The organism is Pseudomonas sp. HY2-MNA-CIBAN-0224, assembly GCF_040310285.1.
Lineage (GTDB): Bacteria > Pseudomonadota > Gammaproteobacteria > Pseudomonadales > Pseudomonadaceae > Aquipseudomonas > Aquipseudomonas helleri.
In genome coordinates this window covers 118,389-141,278 of record NZ_JBEOPQ010000006.1, presented here as the reverse complement: position 1 = coordinate 141,278, position 22,890 = coordinate 118,389, and the positions used below count along the sequence as shown (strand labels likewise).

Annotated in this window: 17 protein-coding genes; 6 read left to right on the top strand and 11 right to left on the bottom strand. The window is 63.0% G+C overall.

The window, feature by feature from the left end:
* Positions 1-76: 76 nt before the first annotated feature.
* Genes AAEZ03_RS05965 through AAEZ03_RS05940 form a run of 6 tightly spaced genes read right to left on the bottom strand, consistent with a single transcriptional unit; the run spans position 77 to position 7,204 of the window.
* Positions 77-925: an alpha/beta fold hydrolase gene (locus tag AAEZ03_RS05965; RefSeq protein WP_350576879.1), complete on the bottom strand. Its 849-nt coding sequence runs from the start codon at positions 923-925 to the stop codon at positions 77-79.
* Positions 912-2,135: an LLM class flavin-dependent oxidoreductase gene (locus tag AAEZ03_RS05960; RefSeq protein WP_350576877.1), complete on the bottom strand. Its 1,224-nt coding sequence runs from the start codon at positions 2,133-2,135 to the stop codon at positions 912-914. Before AAEZ03_RS05960 ends, AAEZ03_RS05965 begins: the two co-directional genes overlap by 14 nt.
* Entirely contained in the window at positions 2,132-3,757 is a 1,626-nt protein-coding gene (locus AAEZ03_RS05955; protein WP_262123873.1) for a dipeptide ABC transporter ATP-binding protein, read from the bottom strand. Before AAEZ03_RS05955 ends, AAEZ03_RS05960 begins: the two co-directional genes overlap by 4 nt.
* Positions 3,754-4,602, bottom strand: coding sequence for an ABC transporter permease (locus AAEZ03_RS05950; protein WP_262123872.1), 849 nt, complete (start codon positions 4,600-4,602; stop codon positions 3,754-3,756). The genes AAEZ03_RS05955 and AAEZ03_RS05950 overlap by 4 nt, the downstream gene beginning before the upstream one ends.
* Positions 4,599-5,591 (bottom strand): ABC transporter permease, encoded by a 993-nt coding sequence (locus AAEZ03_RS05945; RefSeq protein ID WP_262123871.1) that lies wholly within the window; start codon positions 5,589-5,591, stop codon positions 4,599-4,601. Before AAEZ03_RS05945 ends, AAEZ03_RS05950 begins: the two co-directional genes overlap by 4 nt.
* Positions 5,588-7,204: an ABC transporter substrate-binding protein gene (locus AAEZ03_RS05940; RefSeq protein WP_350576875.1), complete on the bottom strand. Its 1,617-nt coding sequence runs from the start codon at positions 7,202-7,204 to the stop codon at positions 5,588-5,590. The genes AAEZ03_RS05945 and AAEZ03_RS05940 overlap by 4 nt, the downstream gene beginning before the upstream one ends.
* A gap of 275 nt (positions 7,205-7,479) precedes the next feature.
* On the opposite strand from AAEZ03_RS05940, the gene AAEZ03_RS05935 reads away from it, so the two are divergent.
* Positions 7,480-8,856, top strand: coding sequence for a tetratricopeptide repeat protein (locus AAEZ03_RS05935; protein ID WP_262123869.1), 1,377 nt, complete (start codon positions 7,480-7,482; stop codon positions 8,854-8,856).
* 111 nt (positions 8,857-8,967) lie between these two features.
* Here AAEZ03_RS05935 and AAEZ03_RS05930 read toward each other — a convergent pair whose 3' ends face one another.
* A complete protein-coding gene (locus tag AAEZ03_RS05930; protein WP_350576872.1) occupies positions 8,968-9,960 on the bottom strand; it encodes a P1 family peptidase in 993 nt (330 codons plus the stop codon).
* Between the two features lie 369 nt (positions 9,961-10,329).
* Here AAEZ03_RS05930 and AAEZ03_RS05925 point away from each other — a divergent pair, with 369 nt between their 5' ends.
* From AAEZ03_RS05925 to AAEZ03_RS05910, 4 genes are all read left to right on the top strand, one after another.
* Entirely contained in the window at positions 10,330-12,765 is a 2,436-nt protein-coding gene (locus tag AAEZ03_RS05925) for a TonB-dependent receptor plug domain-containing protein (RefSeq protein ID WP_123751685.1), read from the top strand.
* Between the two features lie 61 nt (positions 12,766-12,826).
* Positions 12,827-13,780, top strand: a complete 954-nt coding sequence (locus AAEZ03_RS05920) for an LLM class flavin-dependent oxidoreductase (RefSeq protein WP_350576870.1) — start codon at positions 12,827-12,829, stop codon at positions 13,778-13,780.
* The gene (locus tag AAEZ03_RS05915) at positions 13,770-14,786 is read left to right on the top strand and encodes an LLM class flavin-dependent oxidoreductase (protein WP_350576868.1); all 1,017 of its coding nucleotides are present in this window, start codon (positions 13,770-13,772) and stop codon (positions 14,784-14,786) included. The genes AAEZ03_RS05920 and AAEZ03_RS05915 overlap by 11 nt, the downstream gene beginning before the upstream one ends.
* 1 nt (position 14,787) lies before the next feature.
* Entirely contained in the window at positions 14,788-15,903 is a 1,116-nt protein-coding gene (locus tag AAEZ03_RS05910; protein WP_350576866.1) for an LLM class flavin-dependent oxidoreductase, read from the top strand.
* Here the strand turns inward: AAEZ03_RS05910 and AAEZ03_RS05905 are convergent.
* The 4 genes from AAEZ03_RS05905 to AAEZ03_RS05890 all read right to left on the bottom strand — a co-directional run bounded on the left by AAEZ03_RS05905 (position 15,900) and on the right by AAEZ03_RS05890 (position 20,729).
* The gene (locus AAEZ03_RS05905; RefSeq protein ID WP_123751681.1) at positions 15,900-16,976 is read right to left on the bottom strand and encodes a sigma-54 interaction domain-containing protein; all 1,077 of its coding nucleotides are present in this window, start codon (positions 16,974-16,976) and stop codon (positions 15,900-15,902) included. The two genes, AAEZ03_RS05910 and AAEZ03_RS05905, sit on opposite strands and share 4 nt — an antisense overlap.
* 160 nt (positions 16,977-17,136) lie before the next feature.
* Positions 17,137-18,198, bottom strand: a complete 1,062-nt coding sequence (locus AAEZ03_RS05900; protein WP_350576862.1) for a PDDEXK nuclease domain-containing protein — start codon at positions 18,196-18,198, stop codon at positions 17,137-17,139.
* A gap of 160 nt (positions 18,199-18,358) precedes the next feature.
* Positions 18,359-19,396, bottom strand: a complete 1,038-nt coding sequence (locus tag AAEZ03_RS05895) for a branched-chain amino acid aminotransferase (protein ID WP_282363653.1) — start codon at positions 19,394-19,396, stop codon at positions 18,359-18,361.
* A gap of 229 nt (positions 19,397-19,625) precedes the next feature.
* Positions 19,626-20,729 (bottom strand): GlxA family transcriptional regulator, encoded by a 1,104-nt coding sequence (locus AAEZ03_RS05890; RefSeq protein WP_350576858.1) that lies wholly within the window; start codon positions 20,727-20,729, stop codon positions 19,626-19,628.
* A 329-nt stretch (positions 20,730-21,058) separates the two neighbouring features.
* Between AAEZ03_RS05890 and AAEZ03_RS05885 the strand changes: the two genes are divergently transcribed.
* The gene (locus AAEZ03_RS05885) at positions 21,059-22,870 is read left to right on the top strand and encodes a DUF1302 domain-containing protein (RefSeq protein WP_350576855.1); all 1,812 of its coding nucleotides are present in this window, start codon (positions 21,059-21,061) and stop codon (positions 22,868-22,870) included.
* Positions 22,871-22,890: the final 20 nt, after the last annotated feature.

Sequence of the window (22,890 nt, the reverse complement as noted above, 5' to 3'; positions counted from 1 at the left end):
ACCCTGTAGGAGCGAGCTTGCCTCGCGATCTTTTAAAAGATCAAAAGATCGCGAGGCAAGCTCGCTCCTACAGAGGTCAACAGTTAGCCGCTAAACGCTCGAAAGCTTGCAGCACTTGCTCCGGGCGTTCGAGCATCAGTTGATGGCCGCACGGCAATACCTGGTAGTGCGCGTTGGGCAGGTGGCGGGCTAGGGCTTCGCCGCCGCTGGCGGGGGTCAGGCCGTCGGTTTCGCCAGACACCACGTACACCGGCACATCCAGCCCGGCCAACGCTTGGGCGTCGGGCCATTGAGCGTTGTTCATCAGGGCTTTGAACACGTCCAGGCGGTTGCGCTGGGCCAGGCCATCCTCGTAGTCGACCAACGCCGGATCAGCCTCGGGGTGCCAGGCGCGGGCGCGAAAGTCTTTGGCCAAGATCGGCCGCAATAACGTCAGCAGCCAATTCGGCAAACTCAACAACCCACCTGTCCCCACCGGGCGATGCAAGACGCTGCCCAGCAGCAACGCGCCGTCGATGCGCAGCGCCGGTTGCTGGCGCGGCAATGCAAGCAAAGTGCTCATGGCCAAGCCGGTGCCGTAGGAGTGCGCCACGTACAGGTTGCGCGGCCCGGCATAGCGCTTGAGCACCGCCAGATTGTCGGCCACCAGTTCGTCCCAGGCGTAGGCGTTGGCGTCGCGCGGTTTGTCGCTGTCGCCATGGCCGAGCAGGTCCCAGGCCACCAAGGTGTAGCCCTGCTCACTCAAGTTGCGCCATAGCTCGCGCCACTGGTCTTTGTTGCCGCCGCTGCCATGGCCCAAAAACACCACGGTGTCGCAGTTGCCCTGATGCACGGCCACGCTCAGTCGCCGTCCGGGGCGCACGTCTATCAGTTGGCCACGCACCAGCGGCAGGTGGGCGAATCGGTTGGGGTCAGCCTTGGGCACTTTTGGCCTCCTGAGCAGCAAAATAATCGGGACGAGGCAGGCCAAGATGATCACGCAACGTGCGGCCCTGATAAGCGCGGCGGAACAAGCCACGACGCTGCAACTCGGGCACCACCTTGTCGACAAACGCATCCAGCGAACCGGGCAGATATGGCGGCATCACGTTAAAGCCATCGGCGGCGCCTTCGACAAACCATTGCTCCAGTGTGTCGGCCACGTGCCGCGCATCGCCCACCAGCACCAGATGCCCGCGTGCCGCTGCCATGCGCAAGTAAAGCTGGCGAATGCTCAAGCCTTCTGCTCTGGCCACGCGGATCAGCAAGTCACGACGGCTGACCCCGGACTCGGTAGCGGGCAGTTCAGGCAGCGGCCCATCCAGCGCGAAGGCCGACAGGTCGGTGCCACCGGCAATATCTGCGAGCAGCGACAGACCGACTTCGGGCTGCACCAACCCTTGCAACTGATCAAACAAGGCCTGCGCTTCATCCGCCGTTTCAGCGACGATGGGCATCACGCCCGGCATGATTTTGACCTGCTCGGCACTGCGCCCGTACTGGGGCAACAAGGCCTTGAGGTCACGGTAAAAACGCTGGGCGCCCGCCAGCTCAGGTTGTGCGGTGAACACCACTTCGGCATGGGCCGCTGCCAGCTCGCAGCCTTCCCGTGAGGCGCCGGCCAGCACTTGCACCGGCGCCACAGCGGCGCTGGCCCAACCTTGCTGCACCTCGGCCAAAAAGCGGTGGGCCCGTTCATAACGTCGGGCGTGTTCAAAGTGGCCGTCTCGTCCAAAGTTGAAGGCTTCGTTGGCATTGCTGGAGGTCACCAGATTCCAGCCGCTGCGCTGCCCGCTGAGGGCTTCAAGAGAAGTGAAGGACCGGGCCAGCGACTCAACCGAGTTGTAAGAGGTGGTCACCGTCGCCACCAGGCCAATGCGCTCGGTGACGGCGGCCAACCCCGCCAATAACGTCAGCGGCTCGAAGTGCTCGGTGCGCGACATGCGGCTCAGCGCCTCAACGCTGCCCGGCAACATGGCCAAGGTGTCGGAGAGGAACAACGCATCGAAACAACCGCGCTCGGCAGTGCGGGCCAGCTGCTGATAGTGGGCGAAGTTCAGGCCGCCATCGGCCTGGGCCTCGGGGTGGCGCCAGCCCGCGATATGGTGCCCGGTGGCCATCAAAAACGCGTTGAGGCTCATCATCCGTTGGCTCATGGTGTGGCCTCCAGCACCGGGGTATGCAGCGCAAAATCTTGCAGCAGCCTACGGGTGTAAGGGTGGTTGGGTTGGCCGAGCAACGCGGCGGTCGCGCCCTGCTCCACCACTTGCCCGGCCTGCATCACGGCGATGCGGTCACTCAAGCGCGCCGCCACGCGCAGGTCGTGGGTGATGAAGACAATACTCAGCTTCAACCGCCGTTGCAGGTCCTCAAGCAATTCAAGAATTTGCACCTGGATCAGCGCATCGAGTGCCGACACGCATTCGTCCGCGATCAATACTTTGGGCTCCACCGCCAAGGCCCGTGCGATGCCGATACGTTGGCGCTGGCCGCCGGAAAACTCATGGGGATAACGCTCCAGCGCGGTTTCTGGCAGGCCCACCAGGCCCAGCACTTCTCGTGCTTTTGCTGCCGCCTGCGCCGGGCTGCGACCTTGGGCCAGCGGCCCGGTCATCAGTTGCGTGCCGATGCGCTGGCGCGGGTTGAGCGAGGCGAACGGGTCTTGAAAGATCATTTGCACCTCGCCACGCTGCCCGCGCAACCGCGCTTCAGGCAAGTCGGTGACGTCACGCCCGTGCCAGTGCAGGCTGCCGCCATCGCTGCGCAACAAACGCACCAGGCAGCGGCCCAAGGTCGATTTGCCCGAGCCGGACTCACCGACAATGCCCAGGGTTTCGCCTTCAGCCAGTTGCAGATCGACACCCGCCAGCGCCCGCGTGGTACGCCGCCCCCACCAGCCGAGGCGGCGACTGAAGTGTTTTTCCAGTTGCTGCGCCTGCAACACCGGCTTGCCCGGCGCCAGGATCGGGCGAGGGTGATCGGGGGCCGCAGACACCGCCGCAATCAACTGCCGTGTGTAGTCTTGCTGCGGCGCACCAAGCACCTGAGCCGCCGTGCCTGCTTCTACGTGATGGCCCTTTTGCAACACCAGCACGCGGTCGGCAATGGCCTCGACCACAGCAAAGTCGTGGGTGATAAACAGCATGGCCATGCCCTGCTCACGCTGGATGCGCCGCAGCAAATCGAGGATTTGCCGTTGCGTGGTCACGTCCAGCGCCGAGGTCGGCTCGTCCGCAATCAACAGCTTCGGCGCAAAGGCCAGCGCCATGGCGATCACCACACGCTGACGCTGACCACCGGACAGTTCAAACGGGTAGGCATGATAGAGCCGCTGCGGGTCCGGCAGGCCGACATAGCCGAGCAGTTCGACAACCCGAGCGCGGCGCTGGGCGCGGTCTTTCACGCCATGGGCCTGCAAGGTTTCGTCGATCTGCCGGCCCACGCTGAGCAATGGGTTGAGCGCGCTCATGGGTTCCTGAAAAACCATGCTGATGTCGCGCCCGCGCAGGGCGCGCATGGCCGGTTCATCCAAGTTGGCGAGGTCTTCACCACGCCAGCGCAGGGTGCCGTGCTCGATTTTTAGAGGTGCTGGCAGCAGGCGCAGCAGGGCCTTGGCCAGCATCGACTTGCCCGAGCCGGACTCGCCCACCACGCACAGGCATTCGCCTTCGCGCACGTGCAGCGACACGTCATGCAGTGCGTGGCTGCGGTCGCCGCCCGACGGCAAGGCGATACGCAGGTGCTCGACGTCGAGCAAAATCGGTTGGGCTGCGCTCATGCGGAATCTCCAGGGCGACGGGCAGGTTCAAAAGCAATGCGCAGGCCTTCGCCCACACGGTTAACCGCCAGCACGCAAAACAGAATCGCCAGCCCCGGCATCAGGCTCATCCACCAAGCGTCGCGCAGCATCCCGCGCGAGGCGTTGATCATGTAGCCCCAGCTCATGGCATCCGGGTCACCGAGGCCGAGAAAGGCCAGCGCCGCCTCGGTGAGAATCGCCGTGGCCATTACAAAACTCAGCGTCACCAGCAACGGCGCCAAGGCATTGGGCAAGATTTGCCGAAACACAATGGCCAGCGGCGCTTGCCCCAGCACCCGCGCGGCCTGCACAAATTCACGCTGGCGCAGACTGAGGAACTCGCTGCGCACCAAGCGCGCCACCGCAGGCCAGGCCACCAGCGCGATGGCCAACACGATGGTGCCCAGCGACGGCTCCAGCACCGCCACCAGAATCACCGCCAGCACCAGTTGCGGAATGATCTGGAAGAACTCGGCCACGCGCATCAGCACCGCGTCCAGCCAGCCGCCGAAGTAACCGGCCAATGCCCCCACCAGCAAGCCGGTGAGCAAAGTGGCCAGCGTCGCCAACACCCCCACCGACAGCGACACCCGGGCGCCGTACAGCAAGCCGGTGGCCAGGTCGCGGCCCAACATGTCGCTGCCCAGCCAATGCCCGGCCTGGGTAAACGGCGCGAGCATGGGCGTGGTGTTCATCTCCCAGGGCGAACCCTGGCAGAGCCACGGTGCCGCCACGGCCAGCAGGCCCAACAGCAACAAAAATACCGCGCCGATCAGCGCCGCAGGTTGCCTGATAAAACGTTGCCACACACTGGAATCCCTCATCGTGCTGCCCCTTCGGCGCCGATGCGCGGGTCGATCAGGCGGCAAGCCAAATCCGTGAGCAGGTTGAAACCGACCACCAACACCGAGATCAGCAAAAAGCCGCCCAGCAACACGCTGTAATCACGTTGGGACAGGGCGTCGTACATCAAGCGGCCGATGCCCGGCCAGGAATACACCACTTCAATCAGCAAGGCGCCGCTGGCCAGTTGCCCCAGTTGCAACCCGGCAAAGGTCACCACAGGCAGCAGCGCGTTGCGCAGCACGTGGGCGAAGACGATCCGTGACGGCGCCAGGCCTTTGGCACGGGCCGTGTAAACATGCTCCTGTTGCAACGCCTCCAGGGTGGCGGCGCGGGTCAGGTGCACGTACAAAGCCAGGAACAGAAAGCTCAGCGACAGGCACGGCAGCACCAGATGGCGCAGGCGGTCGCCCAGCCAGGCGAAGCCGTTCAGGTCGGTGGCGACGGTCTGCATACCGAACGCGGGCAGCCAGTCGAGCTTGACCGAGAACAACACGATCAACAGCATCGCCAGCCAAAACGGCGGCGTGCCGTACAACAACAGCGCACCGTTGGAAATCAGCCCGTCCAGCCAGCGACGGCGCTGGCGGCTGAGCGCAGCCAACGCGCCAAGGGCCACGCCGAACAGTGACGAGATGACAAACGCCGAGCCCATCAGGCTCAAGGTGGCGGGCAGGCGCTCGGACAACAAGTCCCAGACCGGCGCCTGATTGCGGTACGAGTACCCTAGATCCAGGTGCGCCACCTGCCCCAAGTAGTGCAATAACTGCTGGGGCAACGGCTGATCCAACCCCATTTCACTGCGCAGCTTGGCGATGTACTGAGCATCGTCCACGCCCGCCTCACCGGCCATCAGTTGCGCCGGATCCCCCGGCGCCAAACGCACCAGCAAAAAGCTCAGCACCAGCACGCCAAGGATCATCAGCAGCGCACGCCCAAGGCGCGCGCCGAGGAACCACACGCCGCTCATGGCGCCGGGGCGTCCAGGTAGACGCTCTCGTAGTCTTCGTTAAGGCTGGTGGCGGTTTGCAGCAGGTTTTTCACTTGGCTGTGGAACAGCGTCGGGTAGCGCATCTCAAAGATCGGCGCCACCGGCAGGTCGTCGTTGAGCTTGTGCTCCAGTTCGCTGTACACGCGGGTACGCTCCGCGCCTTCAGGGGTGTCAGCAACCTTGCTCCACAGGTTGTCCACGTCCGGGTTGCTGTAGCCGCCGACGTTGGCGAACGGCGAGGTTTTAAGGATGTAGTCGGTGCGGTACAGGTAGGCGTTGACCAGATACGGGTCGCCGATCTGGAAGATAAAGTTGTAGGTCAGGTCAAAGTCCCAGTCGCTGACGCGCTGGAACCAGGTCGCCGCGTCCGACGTCACCACCTGCACTTTGAAACCCAGCGGCTGCAAGGCCTGGCGGGTGTACTCGGCCAGACGCTCCCAGGCGCCGCCTTTCTCACCGTTGAGCAAACGAATGCGCACCGCACCCACGTCCACCTCGGACTCAGCGATCAGCGCCTTGGCTTTGGCCAGGTCATAGCCGTACTGCGGCAGTTGCGGGTCGTGGTAAGGCGAGCTGGAGGCGAAAGCACCGGGCGAGACCTTGCCCGCACCAAAGAAGATGCTGTCGACGATAAACGGACGGTTCAGCGCATACAGAATCGCTTGGCGAACCTTGGGGTTGTTCAGCGGTGGCTTGCGGGTGTTGAACTGCAAGTAGGCCAGCCCTGAGTACAGCTCCCAGCCCTTGTCCGAAGACTCCACGCCCGGCAGTGCGCCCAGGCGCTTGAGATCGGAGTAGTCGGCATCGCCGCTGCGCAGCACCTGCACGTCGTTGCGCTCAAAAGCGGCAGCACGGGAGGAGCCGTCCGGGATCACGTGAAAGACAATCGCGTCCAGGTGCGGCAACCCCTTTTTCCAGTAGTTGGGGTTTTTCACCAGCTTGATGTAAGCGCCGCGCTTCCACTCCTCAAACTTGAACGGCCCGGTGCCCACCGGCTTGAGGTTGTACGGGTTGCTGCGAAAATCGGTGCCCGCGTAGAGGTGCTCCGGGGCGATTGGGCGCAGACCGCTGCCGAGCAATGACAGGAACGGCGCGAACGGTTTTTTCAGGTGGAAAACCACCTGATTCGGCTGGCTGGCGTCGATGCTGTCGAGGTACTCCTCGAACACGCTGGCAATGCGTTTATCGACTTCGGGGTAGAAGGTGCCGAAGCTGAACTTCACGTCAGACGCCGTGAACGGCTTGCCGTCGTGCCATTGCACGTCGGGCTGCAATTCAAACGTGTAGGTGAGGCCGTCCGGCGACACCGTCCAGCTGCGCGCCAGCACCGGCTTGGGCTTGAGATCGGTGTCAAAGGTCAGCAAACCCTGGAGGATCTTGCCGCTGACGTATTGGGTCGAGACATGGGTGACCACCCCGTGCATCAGCGACGGCGGCTCGGGCTGGGCGATCAGGTTGAGCACACCGCCGTCTTGCGGGGCGGCGTGAACGCTGGCGGCAAACACTGCGGCACTGGCCAGCAGGCCCAGGCGTTTGAGGGCAAGGCGCAGCGGCCCGGGGCGAGGCGGATGACGATGGGCTGGACTGGACATGCGAACTCCTGGCGTTAATTGCTCGGGGCATGCGGCCCCACTGCCAAGCAGTTTTGCAAGGGGTGTGCCACTCCCCCACGGGCCGCTGAACCGGCGGTGCGGCGGTCTGCGGCGCTGGCGCATTGATGAAAAAACCACAGCCCCGGACCTGACTGTGGAAAAAGCAACAGTGGCCAACGTGTTGTTTTCCCCCCAGTGCGCCTGACTGCGCAGCCGCGCGAACTGGCACAGCCCTTGCCCTGTACAACGGATCGACCTTTAAGCGGACACCTCGCATGTCACACGACTACCTCGGCAACCCCATCGACACCGACCACTCGTTGGCGCGTCAGGCGCTGGACGATTTCACCCTGGGTTTTCTCAGCTACCACCCACGTGCCGAGGGGATTGTGGCCAGTGCCGAACGCCACCCGGAATCGGCGCTGAGCAATGCGTTGGCCGGCATCCTGATGATGTTCAGCGAATCACCCGAAGGCCCGGTGCTGGCCGAGCGCTTTCGCGCAATCGCCGCGCAGGTGGCCGACCCGCAACCTCGGGCAGCGCTGTATGTGGCGCTGTTGCAGGCGTGGATCAACGAAGACCTGGACCAGGTGCTGCACCTCAGCGAAACGCTGCTCGACCAGTACCCCCGCGACCTGTTCGCGGCCAAGCTCAACCAGTACGTGGAGTTCAATCGCGGCAACTGGCCGGCGTTGCTGCGCATCGCCCTCAAGGCCGTGGCGGCCAGCGACGATATCGCCCACAGCCACGGCATGCTGGCGTTCGCCTACGAGCAATGCCATTTGCTCGAAGAAGCCGAAGCCAGCGCGCGCCGCGCCCTGCAACTGCAAGCGAGCGAGCCTTGGGCGCACCATGCGCTGGCCCACGTGATGCTGACCCAAGGGCGCATTGAAGAAGGCATCGGTTTTCTGGAAAGCGTCAGCCACCATTGGCAGGGGCTCAACTCGTTTATGTACACCCACAACTGGTGGCATCTGGCGCTGTTCTATTTGGCCCGTGGCGATCAGGCGCGGGTACTGGAAATCTACGACCAGCATGTCTGGGGCGTGCTGCCGGCGTACTCCCAGGACCAGATCGGCGCCGTGTCGCTGCTGGCCCGTCTGGAGTTGGCCGGGATCGATGTGGGCGAGCGCTGGCAAGCCCTCGCGCCGTACTTGCAGGCCCGCCACCGCGATACCGTGCAGCCGTTTTTGAGCGTGCAATACCTGTATGGATTGGGCCGCGCAGGCAAGCCCGAGGCCGATCAATTACTGCACGCATTGCGCGAGCACGCGCGTGAGGCGCCAGTGTTCAGCCGCGCGGTCTGGGCCGAGGTCACCCTGCCGCTGGCCGAAGGGTTGCTGGCCCATGCCCGTGGTGAACACCCAGTGGCGCTGGAACGTTTGGGCGTGGCCCTGCCCCGGTTGAACGACATTGGCGGCAGCCATGCCCAGCGGGACCTGTTCGCCCAGATCGAACTGGACGCACGCCTGCACGCGCAAGACTGGGCCGGGGCGCAGCAGGTGCTGGAATTGCGTCGCCGTTATGACGGGCTGGATGTACCGACCAACCGGGCGCTGGAGCGGGTGTACCAGGCGCTGGGCTTGCCCACATTGGCCCAGGCCGCCGCAGCACGGGTTGAGGCGGTGCTTAACACCCCAAACACCCCATAACCCCCTGACACCCGTGGGAGCGGGCTTGCTCACGATGCAGACAACTCGGTATCTCTGCCAGACCACGTTGATCCGATCGCGAGCAAGCCCGCTCCCACAGATTTGGGTGTTTCAACGGCGGGCTTCGTACACGCCACGGGCGATGGCGCGGGCCACGCAGGTGGCCGCCGCCGAGCCGATACGGCCGATATCGACCTGGCGGCGGGCGCCAGCACTCAGTTCAACCTCGCCGCTAGCCAAGGCAAATACGGTATCGCCATCGAACGGCAAGTGCGCCGGGCGCACCGCCATGGCGATGCCGTCCTGGGCCATGATGGCCACGCGTTTGCAATCGGCGGTGCTCATCTGCGCGGTGCTGGCGACCACCACCAGCGTGGTGTTGGCACCGGCTTGCAGGCGGCCCATGGCGTCGAGCCGTGACAGTTCAGGCATCGGGTCATTGCAGTCCTGTTCGCCCTGCGGCCGCGCACCTCCGGCCTCACCCGCGATTTCCCACGGCCACGCCCAGAAGGTTTCGCCATCAGGCATGTACACCGAGCCGATCGGGTTGGCCACCACCAGCGCGGCCACCATCAGGCCGTCGCCCAAATCCAGCGAGGCCGAACCCAAACCGCCTTGCAGCACGCCCGCCATGGCGCCCCGCCCCGCGCCTGCCGCCCCAAGGTCGAAATCTTCGGCGCAGTTGTTCAGCGCCTCAAAGCCCAAGCGACGATAAGGCGGCTCCAGCCCCCAGTCCTTGTCGCCGTCATTGGACAGGTCGTGCAACACGGCAGCCGGGACGATGGGGATGGCCGGTGCGCCCGCCTTCAAATGCAGGCCAACACCTTGCACCGACAACGCCGCCGTCACCGCATCCGCAGCGCCCAGGCCAAACACCGAGCCGCCAGAGAACACCAGCGCATGCAACTGCCCGACCATGTTCTCCGGCTCCAGCGCCGCCGACTCGCGCCCGCCCGGGCCGCCGCCACGAATGTCGACGCTGGCGGTCCACGGGCGATCGGTGCGGATCACCGTGACACCCGTCTCGACACGTTCATCGATGGCGTGGCCGACCAACAGGCCGGGGATGTCGGTGAGCAAGTTGCGGGGTCCGGGATGTGGCATTCAATCGCTTCCTGAAAAGGTGGTGGTGCCCGATGTGGAGCAAGTGATGTGCCAAAGCCGCTAGCGCCGTCAACAGCCGGTTTGCCGCCCACTGCCCCTGTAGAAAAAACAACACCCTGATCGGGCATTGCTACAAAAACACCAATCCCGCTCACACCCGCCGTGCAAGCCGTTGTTAATAAAGGCTTTTCAACAATGGCACAGCCCTTGCTCAAGGCCTTTGCACCAGAGTTTGAGACTGATGCCCCAGAGCATCCGCAACAAGCCGCTATTGACCACTATTTTGCGACGCCAATGCCGTCGCCTTACCCGACAAGGTTGGCCACCCAGCAGGGCGCGAACCGGGGAACACACTGGAGCCTTCGTACCATGACTTCTTCACGTATCACGGGTTTACCCCAGCCGCGCAAGATCTTCGCCCGCAGCCTGTTGTTTCTCGCCGTGTGCGAAGCCGCGACGGCCGCAAGCCCGCTGCTGGCCGCCGAGAGCAAGAGCGACAACCCGCTGGACACCGTCGTGGTGGTCGGCAACCGTGGCCAGGCCCGTACCCTGGCCGAAAGCACCGCGCCGGTGGACGTGATCTCGTCCCAGCAGTTGCTGGCCACCGGCGAGCCTGACCTGACCCGCGCCCTGAACCGCGTATTGCCGTCCATCAACCTGCCTGCATCGTCCGGCTATGGTTCCGCGTCGGTGGTGCGCCCCATCAGTCTGCGCGGCCTGAACGGCGACCAGGTGCTGGTGCTGGTCAACGGCAAGCGCCGCCACAACAGCGCCCTGCTCAACAACGGCACGTCGCTGAACTCCGGCTCGCAGCCGGTCGACCTCGACATGATCCCCACCGCGTTGATCGATCATGTCGAGATCCTGCGTGACGGCGCCTCGGCCCAATACGGCTCGGACGCCATCGCCGGGGTGATCAACATCGTCCTCAAACAGACCGACCATGGTGGCAGCCTGAAAACCACCTACGGCCAGAACTACCAAAACGGTGATGGCGAAACCATCCGCCAGACCGGCGACGTCGGCCTTGCCCTGCCCAATGATGGCTTTATCAACTTTGGCCTGGACGTGCGCCACCAGAAAGTCTCCGATCGCTCCGACAAAGCCCCGTACACCGACAGCGCGGGCAACACCAGCCTGGAGCACACCTATTACGGCACCGGCCTGCCCGAGGCGCGCAACTTCAGTTTGGGCTACAACGCCGAGCTGCCAGTCAGCGATGACCTGACCCTGTACTCGTTCTCGACCTACACCCGGCGCAACTCGGAAAAGCCCCTGGCCTTCCACCAGCCCGCCAGCTTTGACGGCATTGCCACGCCGTTCCCGGAAGGGATCGAAGACACCCTGCGCTTTATCGAAAACGACTTTCAGGTGGCCTTCGGTGGCAAAGGCACCGTCGCCGGTTGGGACTACGACCTGTCCAGCACTTACGGCCAGGACCACGCCGAAGCCACCCTGCGCCACACCTACAACTTGAGCTACGGCCCTGACTCGCCGACCTCGGTTGATACGGGGGTGAAGACCTTCAGCCAGTGGACCAACAACCTTGACCTGACCCGCGCCTTCGATTTTGGCCTGGCCAAGCCGACGCAGATTTCATGGGGCCTGGAGCAACGCTACGAGAACTACAAAATCGGCAAGGGCGACTACGCCTCTTACGCCAGCGGCCCGTTTGATACGGGCGTCAGCGGCAACCCGATTGCGCCGGGGACTATCTCCGGTGCTGGCACCACGCCTGCCGATGCCGACCAAAAAGGCCGCACCAGCCTGGCGGCTTACGGCGAGATCGGTCAGGACCTGACCGACAAATGGCACGTTGATCTGGCCGGTCGTTACGAGCATTACAACGACGGTTCGGGCACCACCACCAACGGCAAAATCGCCACCCGCTATCAGTTGACGCCGATCCTCGCCGTGCGCGGCAGCGTCAGCACCGGTTTCCGTGCGCCGTCGCTGGCCCAGCAGATCTACAGCTCCACCTCGCAGACCAGCGTCAACGGCAACCTGTTCAACTACCGCAACGTGGCCGTCGACTCGGAAGTGGCCAAGGCTTTGGGGGCCACCACCCTCAAGCCGGAGAAATCCACCAACTTCGCCCTCGGCCTGACGCTGCAACCGACCGATGCCACCAGCATCACCCTCGATGCTTACCAGATCAAAATCAAGGACCGCATCGACCAGACCGGCTACCTCGGCGGCACGCCGCAAATCGACGCCATCCTCGGCGCCGCCGGGCTGCCGACCAACCAGGCAGTGACTTACTTCACCAACGCACTGGACACCACCACCCGTGGCATCGACCTGATCGGTGACTACCGTCAGAACCTGGGCGCCTACGGCAACCTGCGCTACACCCTGGGCTTTAACTGGAACACCACCGAAATTGACGACATCCACGCCTCGCCCCTGGCCCAGGCCACCCTCGGTCCGGACGGCGGCTACAACCGTCAGCGCCAGGGCAACCTCAAGCACGGCAACCCCGAGTCCAAGCTGATTCTGGGCACCACCTGGACCATCAACAAGTTTGATATCGGCCTCAACCTGACCCGCTACGGCGAGTACACCCAGTACGGCACCGCCGAAATTTACGACCGCACGTTCTCGCCAGCCTGGATCACCGACCTCAACGTGGACTACCACCTGACCTCCAGCCTGACCCTGACGGCGGGCGCCAACAACCTGTTCAACATCTACCCGGAACGCACAAACCTGCCGAGCAGTTCGGGCGCCTTCCCGTACGGCAACTTCTCGCCGTACGGCACCACCGGCGGCTACTGGTACACCGGCGTGACGTACAACTTCTGACCCATTGCCCTGCCGCCCCAGCGGCGGCAGGGCTTTGCCGAACACTTGCACGGAGGCTGTCATGACCCGCCGTACCGACCCATTGATAGTGGGTGCCTGTTTCACCGCCAACACCCGTCGCCCGGACTTCGAGCGCCTCAAGGCCCTCGCCCGCAGCGCCGAGCGCGGCACATTCGCCGCCCTGAGCTTCACCGAACCGCCCGAACAGTTTGAAGCGCTGACCTTGATGTCGGCCCTGGCCGCCGTCACCGAGCGCATCGGCCTCATCGCCACCCCGCACGATCCCGAGCCGTACCATATCGCCCGTAAACTCGCCTCCCTCGACCACCTGTCCAACGGCCGCGCCGCCTGGGGCGTTGCCAGCGAGCCGTCAAGCCAGCGCGCAAACGAGCGCCACGACCTGGTTAACGACCTGTGGGACAGCTGGGACGACGACGCTTTTATCCGTGACAAAGCCAGCGGCCGCTATTTTGACCCCGGCAAACTGCACACCCTCAACCACAAGGGCGAACACTTCTCGGTGCGCGGCCCGCTGAACGTCGCCCGCCCGCCGCAAGGCCACCCGCTGCGGGTGCACACCCTCGCGTCAGAAGCAGACAAAACCTTGGCCATTCGTGTGGCCGACGTGATCATCGCCGAGTACCGCGACCTGCCCGCTGCCCAAGCCTTCTATCACGACATCAAACAGCGTGCCGCTGCCTTGGGCCGCAACCCTGAACACCTCAAGATTCTGACCACGGTCAACCCGCTGGGCAGCACGCCCAATGGCATCGCCGAGCGCTTCGAACACGGGTTCCAGACCCGCGCCTGCGATGGTTTTAATGTGCTGTTCACCCACGCGCCCGACGCCATCGACACCTTCGTCGAGCATGTGATTCCATTGCTGCAACACCGCGGGCTGTTGCGCCACGGCTACAGCGGCAGCACCCTGCGTGAACACCTGGGCCTGCCGCGACCGAGCAACCGTTTCAGCGCCAGCATCCACCCCGTTACGGAACCTGCCCATGTCTCTTGAATTCAGTTGGCAACTGCCGCTCTGCGCAGCGGGCGCGACGCCCGACTGGACGGCGCAGCCAGGGCACTGGATTCAGTTGGCCCAGGCCGTCGAATACGCAGGCGTTGATGGCCTGTGGATACCCGGCGGCTCCCAGTGCGCCGACAGCCTGGGCGTGGCCGCCGCGCTGTGCGCACATACCCGCCAGCTGCAACTGACGGTCAGCGTGCCGCCGCAAGTGATGCTCCCCGCCGCGCTGGCCAGCACCGTGCAAAGCCTGCAATCGATCAGCGCCAACCGCGTGCGCCTGCACCTGCCGGACAGCCAACAAAGCACCGCGCGCCACACCTTCGACGACTGGCTCAACCGTGACCAGCGCAGCGAAAGCATCGGTGAATACCTCGATATCCTCGGGCACCTGTTGCGCGGCGGCGACGGTGGTTTTACTTACAGCGGCCGCTACTTCCAACTGGAAAACGCCGGTTATGCCCGCCGCGACTTGCCCGCCCCGCCCATCCTCCTCAACGACAGCCAGAGCCCGGCGCTGATTGCTAGCCAGGCACAGGTTTGCCTGTTGCGGGCGGCGGCGCCTGCACAGTTGCGCCAGGCCATCGAGCGCCAGCGCGCCGCCAGCGTTGAGCCGTCAACACCACTCGCGTTTGCCTGCACCTTCGGGCTGATCCTCGCCGACACCGAAGCGCAGGCCTGGGAGGCCGCCGCCCGGCAACTACCGACGCTACCGGCCGCCCCGACCAGCGAGGCTGACAGCGTGCTGCGCCTGCAACGCGGTGGCCATCCGCTGCGCCATTTCGAGGTCCATCCCAATCTGCTGCAAACGGCGCCGGGGCAACCAGCCTACTTGATTGGCACCCCGCAACAACTTGCCACCCGCCTGCAAGAACTGCATGGCCTAGGGATCCAACATATCGTGATTCAGAGCCAACCGTCGGTCAGCGACGTGCTGCGCTTTGGTGAACAGATCCTGCCCCTGCTGGCAGCTCAGGGCCTGCGCAAGGAGAACGTCTGACATGCCCACATCCGCTAACGGGGCCATCGAGATTGACTGGTTCCTGCCCACCAACGGCGACGGCCGCCACCTGACCAGCAGCGGCCTGCCCAGTGTCGGGTTGTTCCAGCAGGGCGAACGCGCGCCCACCCTCGACTACCTGCGCCAAGTGGTGCGAGCGGCCGAACTTGGCGACTTCGACGGCATCATGGTGCCGACCGCCAGCGGTTTCGAAGACCCTTGGTTGATCACCGCCGTGCTGGCCCAGGAAGTGCGCCGCCTGCGTTTTTTGCTGACCGTGCGCCCCGGCCTCGAACTGCCCGCCTACAGCGCCCACCGGGCAGCGACCTTGCAGTTGCTCAGCGACGGGCGCCTGGACCTGCATGTGGTCAGCGGTTCGAGCCGGTTTGAGCAACGCTCGCTGGGGGATTTTCTGGAGCATGACGAGCGCTATGCACGCACCGCCGAGTTTCTTGAAGTGTTCCAGTCCGTGTGGAGCGGTCGCAACCAGCCCTATCACGGGCGCTATTACCGCAGCGCTGGCGGCGCCCCCATCGCGCCCCAGGCACCGGCGCCCGCCATCTATTTTGGTGGCGCTTCGCAGGCCGCCGAACAGGTCGGCGCGGCCCATGCGCAAACCTACCTGATGTGGTGCGAGCCCCCGGCGATGATCGCTGAACGCATCCTGCACATGCGCGAACGCGCCGCTGCCCGCGGGCGCACTCTGCGCTTTGGCCTGCGCGTGCACGTGTTCGCCGCGCCCAGCGACGATGAAGCCTGGGCGCACGTCGAGCGGTTGCTGGAGGAAATCCCCAAAGAAGCCATCGAACGGGCGCAGTTACAGATGGCGGCGTATGAGTCGGTGGGCCAGTCCCGCCAGACCGGGCTGGTCAAAGGTCGCGGGCGGCGCGCGCGGGAACTGGAAGTGTCGGCCAACCTCTGGGCCGGTGTCGGCTTGGTCCGTGGCGGTGCGGGTACTGCGCTGGTGGGCAGCTATGAGCACGTCGCCCAGCGCATCGAGGAGTACTACCAACTGGGCGTGGAGTGTTTTGTGCTGTCGGGTTTTCCGCACCTGGAAGAGGCCATCCACCAGGGCGCGGAGTTGCTGCCACTGTTACGACGCATCGGCCGCACTTAGCTCGGTGCGCGCCCCTTGAGCATCCCGTGATTGACCAGCAAGGTGCGCATGGCATTACGGGTGATGCCCAGCAGCGCGGCGGTGCGCAACTGGTTGAAACCGCAAAAGGCAAAGGCCTCGCGCACGATCAAGTCTTCAATGTCATGCAGCAGCGTGTCCCCCGGCACCTCGAACAAACGCAGCAACTGCTCACGCATCACCTCTTGCGGCAGCTTGCTCACCGTACTCGCCCCGGCCTTGGCCACACTGAGCCCACCTGAAAATTTCAGGTGCTCCGGGCGGATCGGCTTGTCACCGGCCACCAGCAACGCCAGGTGCACGACGTTTTCCAGCTCACGGATATTGCCCGGCCACGGGTAATCCAGCAGCGCTTGCGTCGCGGATTCGGAGAGCATCGGTTCATTGATCTTCAAACGTGCGCTGTAAAGACGGCGGAAGTGCTCCACCAGCGGCAGGATATCCAGCGGGCGCTCACGCAGCGGCAACACCGAGACTTGGGCGACGTTGACCCGGTAAAACAAATCGAGACGGAAATTACCCGCCTCCACCGCTTGCTCCAGATCGACGTTGGTGGCGGTCACCAGCCGTACATCAATCTTCACCGGCTTGCGCGAGCCGACGCGCACCACCTCCTGCTCCTGCAACACGCGCAGCAGCTTGACCTGCAACGGCAACGGCAGATCACCAATTTCATCGAGAAACAGCGTGCCGCCATCGGCCTCTTCGAACCAGCCTGCGCGGCGCCCGGTGGCCCCGGAAAAGGCCCCGGCTTCGTGGCCGAAAAACTCGCTCTCGGCCAGGGTCTCACTGATCGCCCCGCAGTTAACCGCAACAAAGGCGCCACGCCGGCCACTGGCCGCGTGCAAATAACGGGCAACCAGCTCCTTGCCGGTACCGGTTTCGCCATTGATCAACACCGGCACCTCACTCGGCCCCACCTGCTGCAAAAAATCCAGCAACTGGCGCGAACGCGGGTCGGCAAACACCAGGGCCTTGGCCCGGATAGACAGGGGGTCCTTTTCACCCTGAGGGAACGTCAAAATCGGGGTCGAATGTCCCAGGGGGCCGCTCATGGCAAGGAATTCCAGCGTAGGTAACGATCGAAGGTAGCGATACTTTACCGAGCGCGGGTTATAGCCAGAAATACTTAAAAAGAATTACGACCAAACTTTTCTGGATATTGCCGATAAGGGATAACTCTGACGCCGCCATCAAAAAACAGCGACGCTTACATCACCGAGCCTCGTCCTGTGCGAGAGAACCATCGCCAGCCAGTTCACGTTCAATCTGCTCGATGCTAGGCAGGCTGGTTTGCAATTCGGCCGGTAGCGACTCGAGCAACTTATATTCCGCAATGCCCATGGGCTGGGCTTTATCGCCTAACGCATATTCAGCCACGATCTTGTTTTTGCTCTTGCAAAGCAAAAGACCGATAGTGGGCGTGTCGTGCTCGCCTTTGATCTGACGATCCACTGCCGTCATATAAAAACCGAGCTGCCCCAGATGCTCAGGCTTGAACTTGCCGGCCTTGAGCTCAATCACCACATAACAGCGCAGCTTGAGGTGATAGAACAGCAAATCGATGAAGAACTCATCGCCCCCGACATCCAGCAACACCTGCCGCCCAACAAAGGCAAAGCCTGCCCCAAGCTCCAGCAAGAACTCGGTGACGTGTTTGACCAAGGCGTGTTCGATTTCACGCTCTTGTGCTTCTTCTCGAAGCCCCAGGAAATCAAAACAATAGGGATCTTTCAGCGACTCACGCGCTAGGTCTGAATGAGCTTTAGGCAATCTGGCATCGAAGTTAGTGACTGCCGCACCACTGCGTTCCAGAAGGCGAGTTTCAATATGAATGTTCAGCATATTGCGCGACCAGCCGTTGGCAATCGCACTGTTCGCATAGGCCAGACGCTGCTCTGGGGCTTTCAGCTTGGTCAGTAACACGAGGTTATGACCCCAAGGCAATTGTCCAACAGCCTGTTGGACAATTGCAGAATCTGGCCAAGCGTCAGCAAAAGCACGCATATACATCAAATTGGCCCGGGAAAAACCTTTCATCTCCGGAAACGCGGCGCGCAAGTCATGTGCCAAGCGCTCAATCACTTTGGCCCCCCAGCCTTGATCAGCTTGCCGGGCCAGAATGTCGCGACCGATCTGCCAATAAAGCAGCACCAATTCCCGGTTTACCGCCAAAGTGGCGCGTTGCTGGGCGATATGGATGCGGCCTTTCAGATCGACCAACCACTCGCCATAGCCTTCAGGCGGTGTGGTCAGGCTAGCGGGGGCGTCGCTCATGGTTTGACTTCCTCTTGGCGTATTCGGGGCAGTTATAGTCAGCTCTGCACCGTTGCAGCCAAATGATCTTGCGCGACAAGAAGAGATACACAGCCCCCTGTAGGAGCGAGCTTGCCTCGCGATCTTTTAAAGATCGCGAGGCAGTACGAGGCAGGCGTGTTTAAGCCTGTTGCGAGCCTGGGACCTTGACGATCCAGCCAGCCGGAGCTTCGACGTCGCCGGACTGGATGCCGGTGAGTTCGTTGTACAGCCGTTGTGTCACCGGACCTACTTCTGTCTCGCTGTGGAAGACGTGCAGTTTGTCGCGGTACTGGATGCCACCAATCGGGGTGATGACGGCAGCGGTGCCGCACGCGCCCGCTTCGGTGAAGCGGTCCAGTTCGTCTACGCGTACATCGCCTTCAACCACGGTCAGGCCCAGACGCTCTTTGGCCAGTGCAATCAACGACAAGCGCGTGATGCCCGGCAGTACCGAGGCCGAACGCGGGGTGACGAATTGATTGTCTTCGGTGATGGCAAAGAAGTTGGCCGAGCCGACTTCTTCAATGTGGGTGTGGGTCAGCGGGTCCAGGTAGATGCAATCTGCAAAACCGGCCTTTTTGGCTTCGGAACCCGGCAGCAGGCTGGCCGCGTAGTTGCCACCCACTTTGGCAGCACCGGTGCCATTTGGCGCGGCGCGGTCGTAGTCGGAGATCATGAAGTTGCAAGGCTTCATGCCGCCTTTGAAGTACGGACCCACCGGGATGCAGAACACGCTGAAAATGAATTCAGGGGCCGTGCGCACGCCGATGTTGTCGCCCACGCCAATCACGAATGGACGCAAGTACAGCGCGCCACCCGAACCGTACGGCGGGATGAACTGCTCGTTGGCTTTGACCACCTGGGTACACGCGTCGATGAACTGCTCAACCGACACATGCGGCATCATCAAACGGTCGCAGCTGCGTTGCATGCGCAGGGCGTTTTGATCCGGGCGGAACAAGTTGATCGACCCGTCTTTGCAGCGATAGGCCTTCAGGCCTTCGAAGCACTGTTGCCCATAGTGCAGGGCGGTGGACCCTTCGCTGATGTGCAGCACGTTGTCTTCAGTCAGAACGCCGTTGTCCCATTTGTCGTCGCTCCAGCGAGACAGGTAGCGATAGTCGGTTTTGATGTAATTGAAGCCCAATGTGCTCCAGTCGATACTCGGGACAGACATGATTACCTCGAAAGCTGTTCTTGGCAGGTTATGCGGCATCGGCAAGGTCGATGCCTTTATCACGGGCCAGTGTGCCAGCCACTTACGGCCAGCGCACCGGGGTCATTCAGTATTTGCGAAAAATAACGTGCGGTTCGTCGCGTTGAGCCCTGAAGGCCGAACCAAAGTGGCCATTTTTATTGCACGGAAAAACCGGTTAGGCAAGTGTCTCGATGGCGGCTGCCTGCCATCAATGGCCCGCGTTGTCGTCCGGTTCAATCCCCAATGACTTGATCAGGTCATCTGCCCGCTCATCGGCACCCGGTTCATCGGCGCGCCACCAACGGCTGGAAACACGCATGGTGTAGCGGCGCCGATATTCAGAGGGCGTGACCCCGGTGGCGCGCCGAAACAGGCGGCGGAAGGCACTGGCATCCTGGTAGCCGCAATATTCCATGACCTCAGTCAGGTCGATCAGCGTCACTTCCAGCAGCTGTTTGGCCCGCTCCACACGCAGGCGGTGCAGGTAGTCCAGCGGGGTCATGCCTTCGACTTCCTTGAAATGGCGCAACAAGGTGCGCGGGCTGGCGGTCGCGGCCTGGGCCACGCGCTCAAGGCTGTAGGGCGTCTGAATATGCTGCTGTAGCCAGTGCTTGGCGCGAAACACCACACTGTCGCGAGTTTTCACCGAGATACCGGGAAAGTTCAGGCCCGACTGTTCAAAACGCATGGGGTGATAGAGCAGCCCGTTGGTCGCAATTTGCGCCATTTCTTCGCCCGCGAAATGGCGAATCAGTTCAACCACCAAGTCGCAGACCGCCGCCGGTGCCCCGGCAGTAAAAACCGGGCCATCCACCACAACCGGGCCTTCCATCGCCATCTGCACGGCGGGGAAGCTGGACGCAAACCAGTTGGCAATCATCCACGTGACCGTGGCGCGCCGACCATTGAGCACCCCGGCGCGCGCCAACATCACAGGGCCGTTGAAGCTGGCAGCGATCACCCGGCCCTGGGAGTGGTAGCGGGCGATGCAGTCCAGCTCTTCGCTGCATTGGTCGAGCACATGGTTGAGGTCGGGGACGCTTTTCATCTGCACGCCCGGAACAAACAGCGCAGTTTGCGAGGGTCGCAAGGTTTTGCGCCCCCCGGCAGGCGACTGCATGGCCGTCATCCAGTTGGGCAGCGGCAGTTCATTACCCGCCGCATCAATCAGCCGCCAATGGAAGAACGCCCCGCGTTTGTCGGGGTTACGCATCTGCCAGAGCGTGTTGAAGGTGCGCAGAATATCGATAACGCTGAACAGCGTCCCGGCCATGCTGTGCGGGCCGTGGAGCAAATCAATACGGACGTTCATGGGCTAACCCGGCGATATTGGACTTATTGTTGGCGATATTAGCTCCACCTCTGTGCCTTGTCTGCCAGCGGCACTCGTCGTCCCTGCCCCGCACCTTATTCCTGCTTGTTCAAACCAGCCGGACAAAGCCCACGCCAAGCGCTGCGCGGGCGGTTTACCACGTGTTTTGGCTGGCGATATTGGCCCTATCGCTGTCGGTATTCGCCGTATTACCGCCCGACCTTGGGCGATAGACTGAAAACGCCTGGCATCCCACAAAAACAAAACGAAGGTAGTGCTCAGTGAACACAACAATAAGAAAAGCGTGGGCCAAGGCTGGCAAACCCGTTATGACGGGACTCTCCACAGCGCTGCTCAGCGCAGGCATGACAGCCCCGGTATCAGGGGGCGAACTGGTGTTCGGTGACCTACGGTCCGGGCTCGGCCCAGGGATCGAATGGCAGCAGGACGACACCCGCCTGACCGTTAAAGGCGCCGTAAAACTGGGCACGGTGCGGCGCATGGACAACCCGAGCCACCGCCTGACCAGCACCGAATACGGCATGAACCTGTTCAACGACGGCGACCTCAACTACAAGCGCGGCGATGCCGTGTCGACGTCGCTGGAAACCTACCTGCAAGCCGACCTCAGCCACCGCAACCTCGGCGTGTTTGTCAGCGCCAAAGGCTGGTACGACTACGCGCAAAAAGACCAGGGCGTGGACTATGGCAGCGTCCCGAACGGCTATCGCCCCGGCAAACCCTTGAGTGATGACGGTTTCGACTCGCTGGCGCGGTTTTCCAACGCGGTCATCGACGATGCCTATGTGTATGGCAACTTCCAGCCGGGCGGGCATGACCTGTTGGTCCGGCTTGGCGATCAGGCGATCCCTTGGGTGACACCGACCACCATCGGCGGCGGCCTGCAGGCTGTGAACGCATTCGACTGGGCCGCCGCCCGGCGCAGCACCTCGATTGCCGAGGCCCGCACCGTGGCGATGCCCGCGCTTTACGCCAAGCTGGCCCTGACCGACAACCTGAGCGTGGATGCCTTTAATCAGTTTGAGTTGCGCCCCAATGCCTTCCCCGGTTGCGGCACGTTCCTGTCGACCAGCGATTACGCGCAACCCGGGTGCAACCAGTTTTTACTCAACGGCAGCATCCTCAGCTCGCTGGCCGGCCGGCCGATCTTTACCCCGGACGGCCAAGCCCTGAATAACCCCCTGGACAGCGTGGCCCGTGGCCCCGACCATCGGCCCAGCGACAACCAATACGGCGCAGGTCTGCACTACTTGTGGGACAACGTCGGCATGTTCGGCGTGTATTTCGCCGACTACACCAGCCGCGATGCCATCACCCAAGTGGTGCGCACAGGGCCCGGCGTGCTGACACCTCCGGCCGCCAATCTGGGCCAGGCCACCCCCACCGGCGTGGCCGCGTATTACCAGCGCGCCTTCCCGACCCACATCCGCCTGTACGCGCTTAACTTCAAGACCCGGCTCCCGGACGGCACCGGAATTTATGCCGAATACAGCTACCGGCCCAACCAGCCCATTGCCTGGAACGGCTCGGACTTTATCACCGGTTTGCTGGGCGGCAGCGGCCCCTTTGCGTACCTGACTAAAACTCCGACCGGCTATCTGGCGCCCGGTTACGACCGCTTTCGCGTCAGCCAATTCAACCTTGGCGCCAGCCGCCCGTTCGGTCACGTGTTGGGCGGTGACATGAAGCTGTCGGCCGAAGCCGGGTTCAAATATGTGCACGACCTGCCGGACACCGACGAGCGCCGCTACGGCCGCCCCGGTTTTGGCAGCGCGCCCTACGGTGAGAACGCGAAATGCACGGGCCCGGCGGCTAAATGCTCAATGGACGGGTTTGTCACGCCGTTTTCCTGGGGCACCCGCGCCAAAGCCGAAATCCACTATAAAAATGTGTTGCCGGGGCTCGACCTGGCCCCTTCGCTGGCGGTGCTCTATGACGTTAAAGGGCATGCCTATGACGGCGTGTTTTCCGAAGGCCGCTACGCGCAGGTGCTGGGCGTGCAGGGCGAATACCAAAAAACCTACACCTTCAACGTCAGCTACCTGAACACCGGTGGCGGCGATTACAACCTGGTCGCCGATCGCAGCATGTTTGAGGCCAGTGTCGGCATCCGCTTCTGAGCGCCCCTATTGAAAAGGCC

Bases quoted from the DNA above. Each gene is read 5' to 3' on its own strand.
- AAEZ03_RS05895 (WP_282363653.1), bottom strand. From the start codon at position 19,396: ATGTCTGTCCCGAGTATCGACTGGAGCACATTGGGCTTCAATTACATC.
- AAEZ03_RS05945 (WP_262123871.1), bottom strand. From the start codon at position 5,591: ATGAGCGGCGTGTGGTTCCTCGGCGCGCGCCTTGGGCGTGCGCTGCTG.
- AAEZ03_RS05935 (WP_262123869.1), top strand. From the start codon at position 7,480: ATGTCACACGACTACCTCGGCAACCCCATCGACACCGACCACTCGTTG.
- AAEZ03_RS05960 (WP_350576877.1), bottom strand. From the start codon at position 2,135: ATGAGCCAACGGATGATGAGCCTCAACGCGTTTTTGATGGCCACCGGG.
- AAEZ03_RS05900 (WP_350576862.1), bottom strand. From the start codon at position 18,198: ATGAGCGACGCCCCCGCTAGCCTGACCACACCGCCTGAAGGCTATGGC.
- AAEZ03_RS05910 (WP_350576866.1), top strand. From the start codon at position 14,788: ATGCCCACATCCGCTAACGGGGCCATCGAGATTGACTGGTTCCTGCCC.
- AAEZ03_RS05915 (WP_350576868.1), top strand. From the start codon at position 13,770: ATGTCTCTTGAATTCAGTTGGCAACTGCCGCTCTGCGCAGCGGGCGCG.
- AAEZ03_RS05940 (WP_350576875.1), bottom strand. From the start codon at position 7,204: ATGTCCAGTCCAGCCCATCGTCATCCGCCTCGCCCCGGGCCGCTGCGC.
- AAEZ03_RS05905 (WP_123751681.1), bottom strand. From the start codon at position 16,976: ATGAGCGGCCCCCTGGGACATTCGACCCCGATTTTGACGTTCCCTCAG.
- AAEZ03_RS05890 (WP_350576858.1), bottom strand. From the start codon at position 20,729: ATGAACGTCCGTATTGATTTGCTCCACGGCCCGCACAGCATGGCCGGG.
- AAEZ03_RS05930 (WP_350576872.1), bottom strand. From the start codon at position 9,960: ATGCCACATCCCGGACCCCGCAACTTGCTCACCGACATCCCCGGCCTG.
- AAEZ03_RS05920 (WP_350576870.1), top strand. From the start codon at position 12,827: ATGACCCGCCGTACCGACCCATTGATAGTGGGTGCCTGTTTCACCGCC.
- AAEZ03_RS05885 (WP_350576855.1), top strand. From the start codon at position 21,059: ATGACGGGACTCTCCACAGCGCTGCTCAGCGCAGGCATGACAGCCCCG.
- AAEZ03_RS05955 (WP_262123873.1), bottom strand. From the start codon at position 3,757: ATGAGCGCAGCCCAACCGATTTTGCTCGACGTCGAGCACCTGCGTATC.
- AAEZ03_RS05925 (WP_123751685.1), top strand. From the start codon at position 10,330: ATGACTTCTTCACGTATCACGGGTTTACCCCAGCCGCGCAAGATCTTC.
- AAEZ03_RS05950 (WP_262123872.1), bottom strand. From the start codon at position 4,602: ATGAGGGATTCCAGTGTGTGGCAACGTTTTATCAGGCAACCTGCGGCG.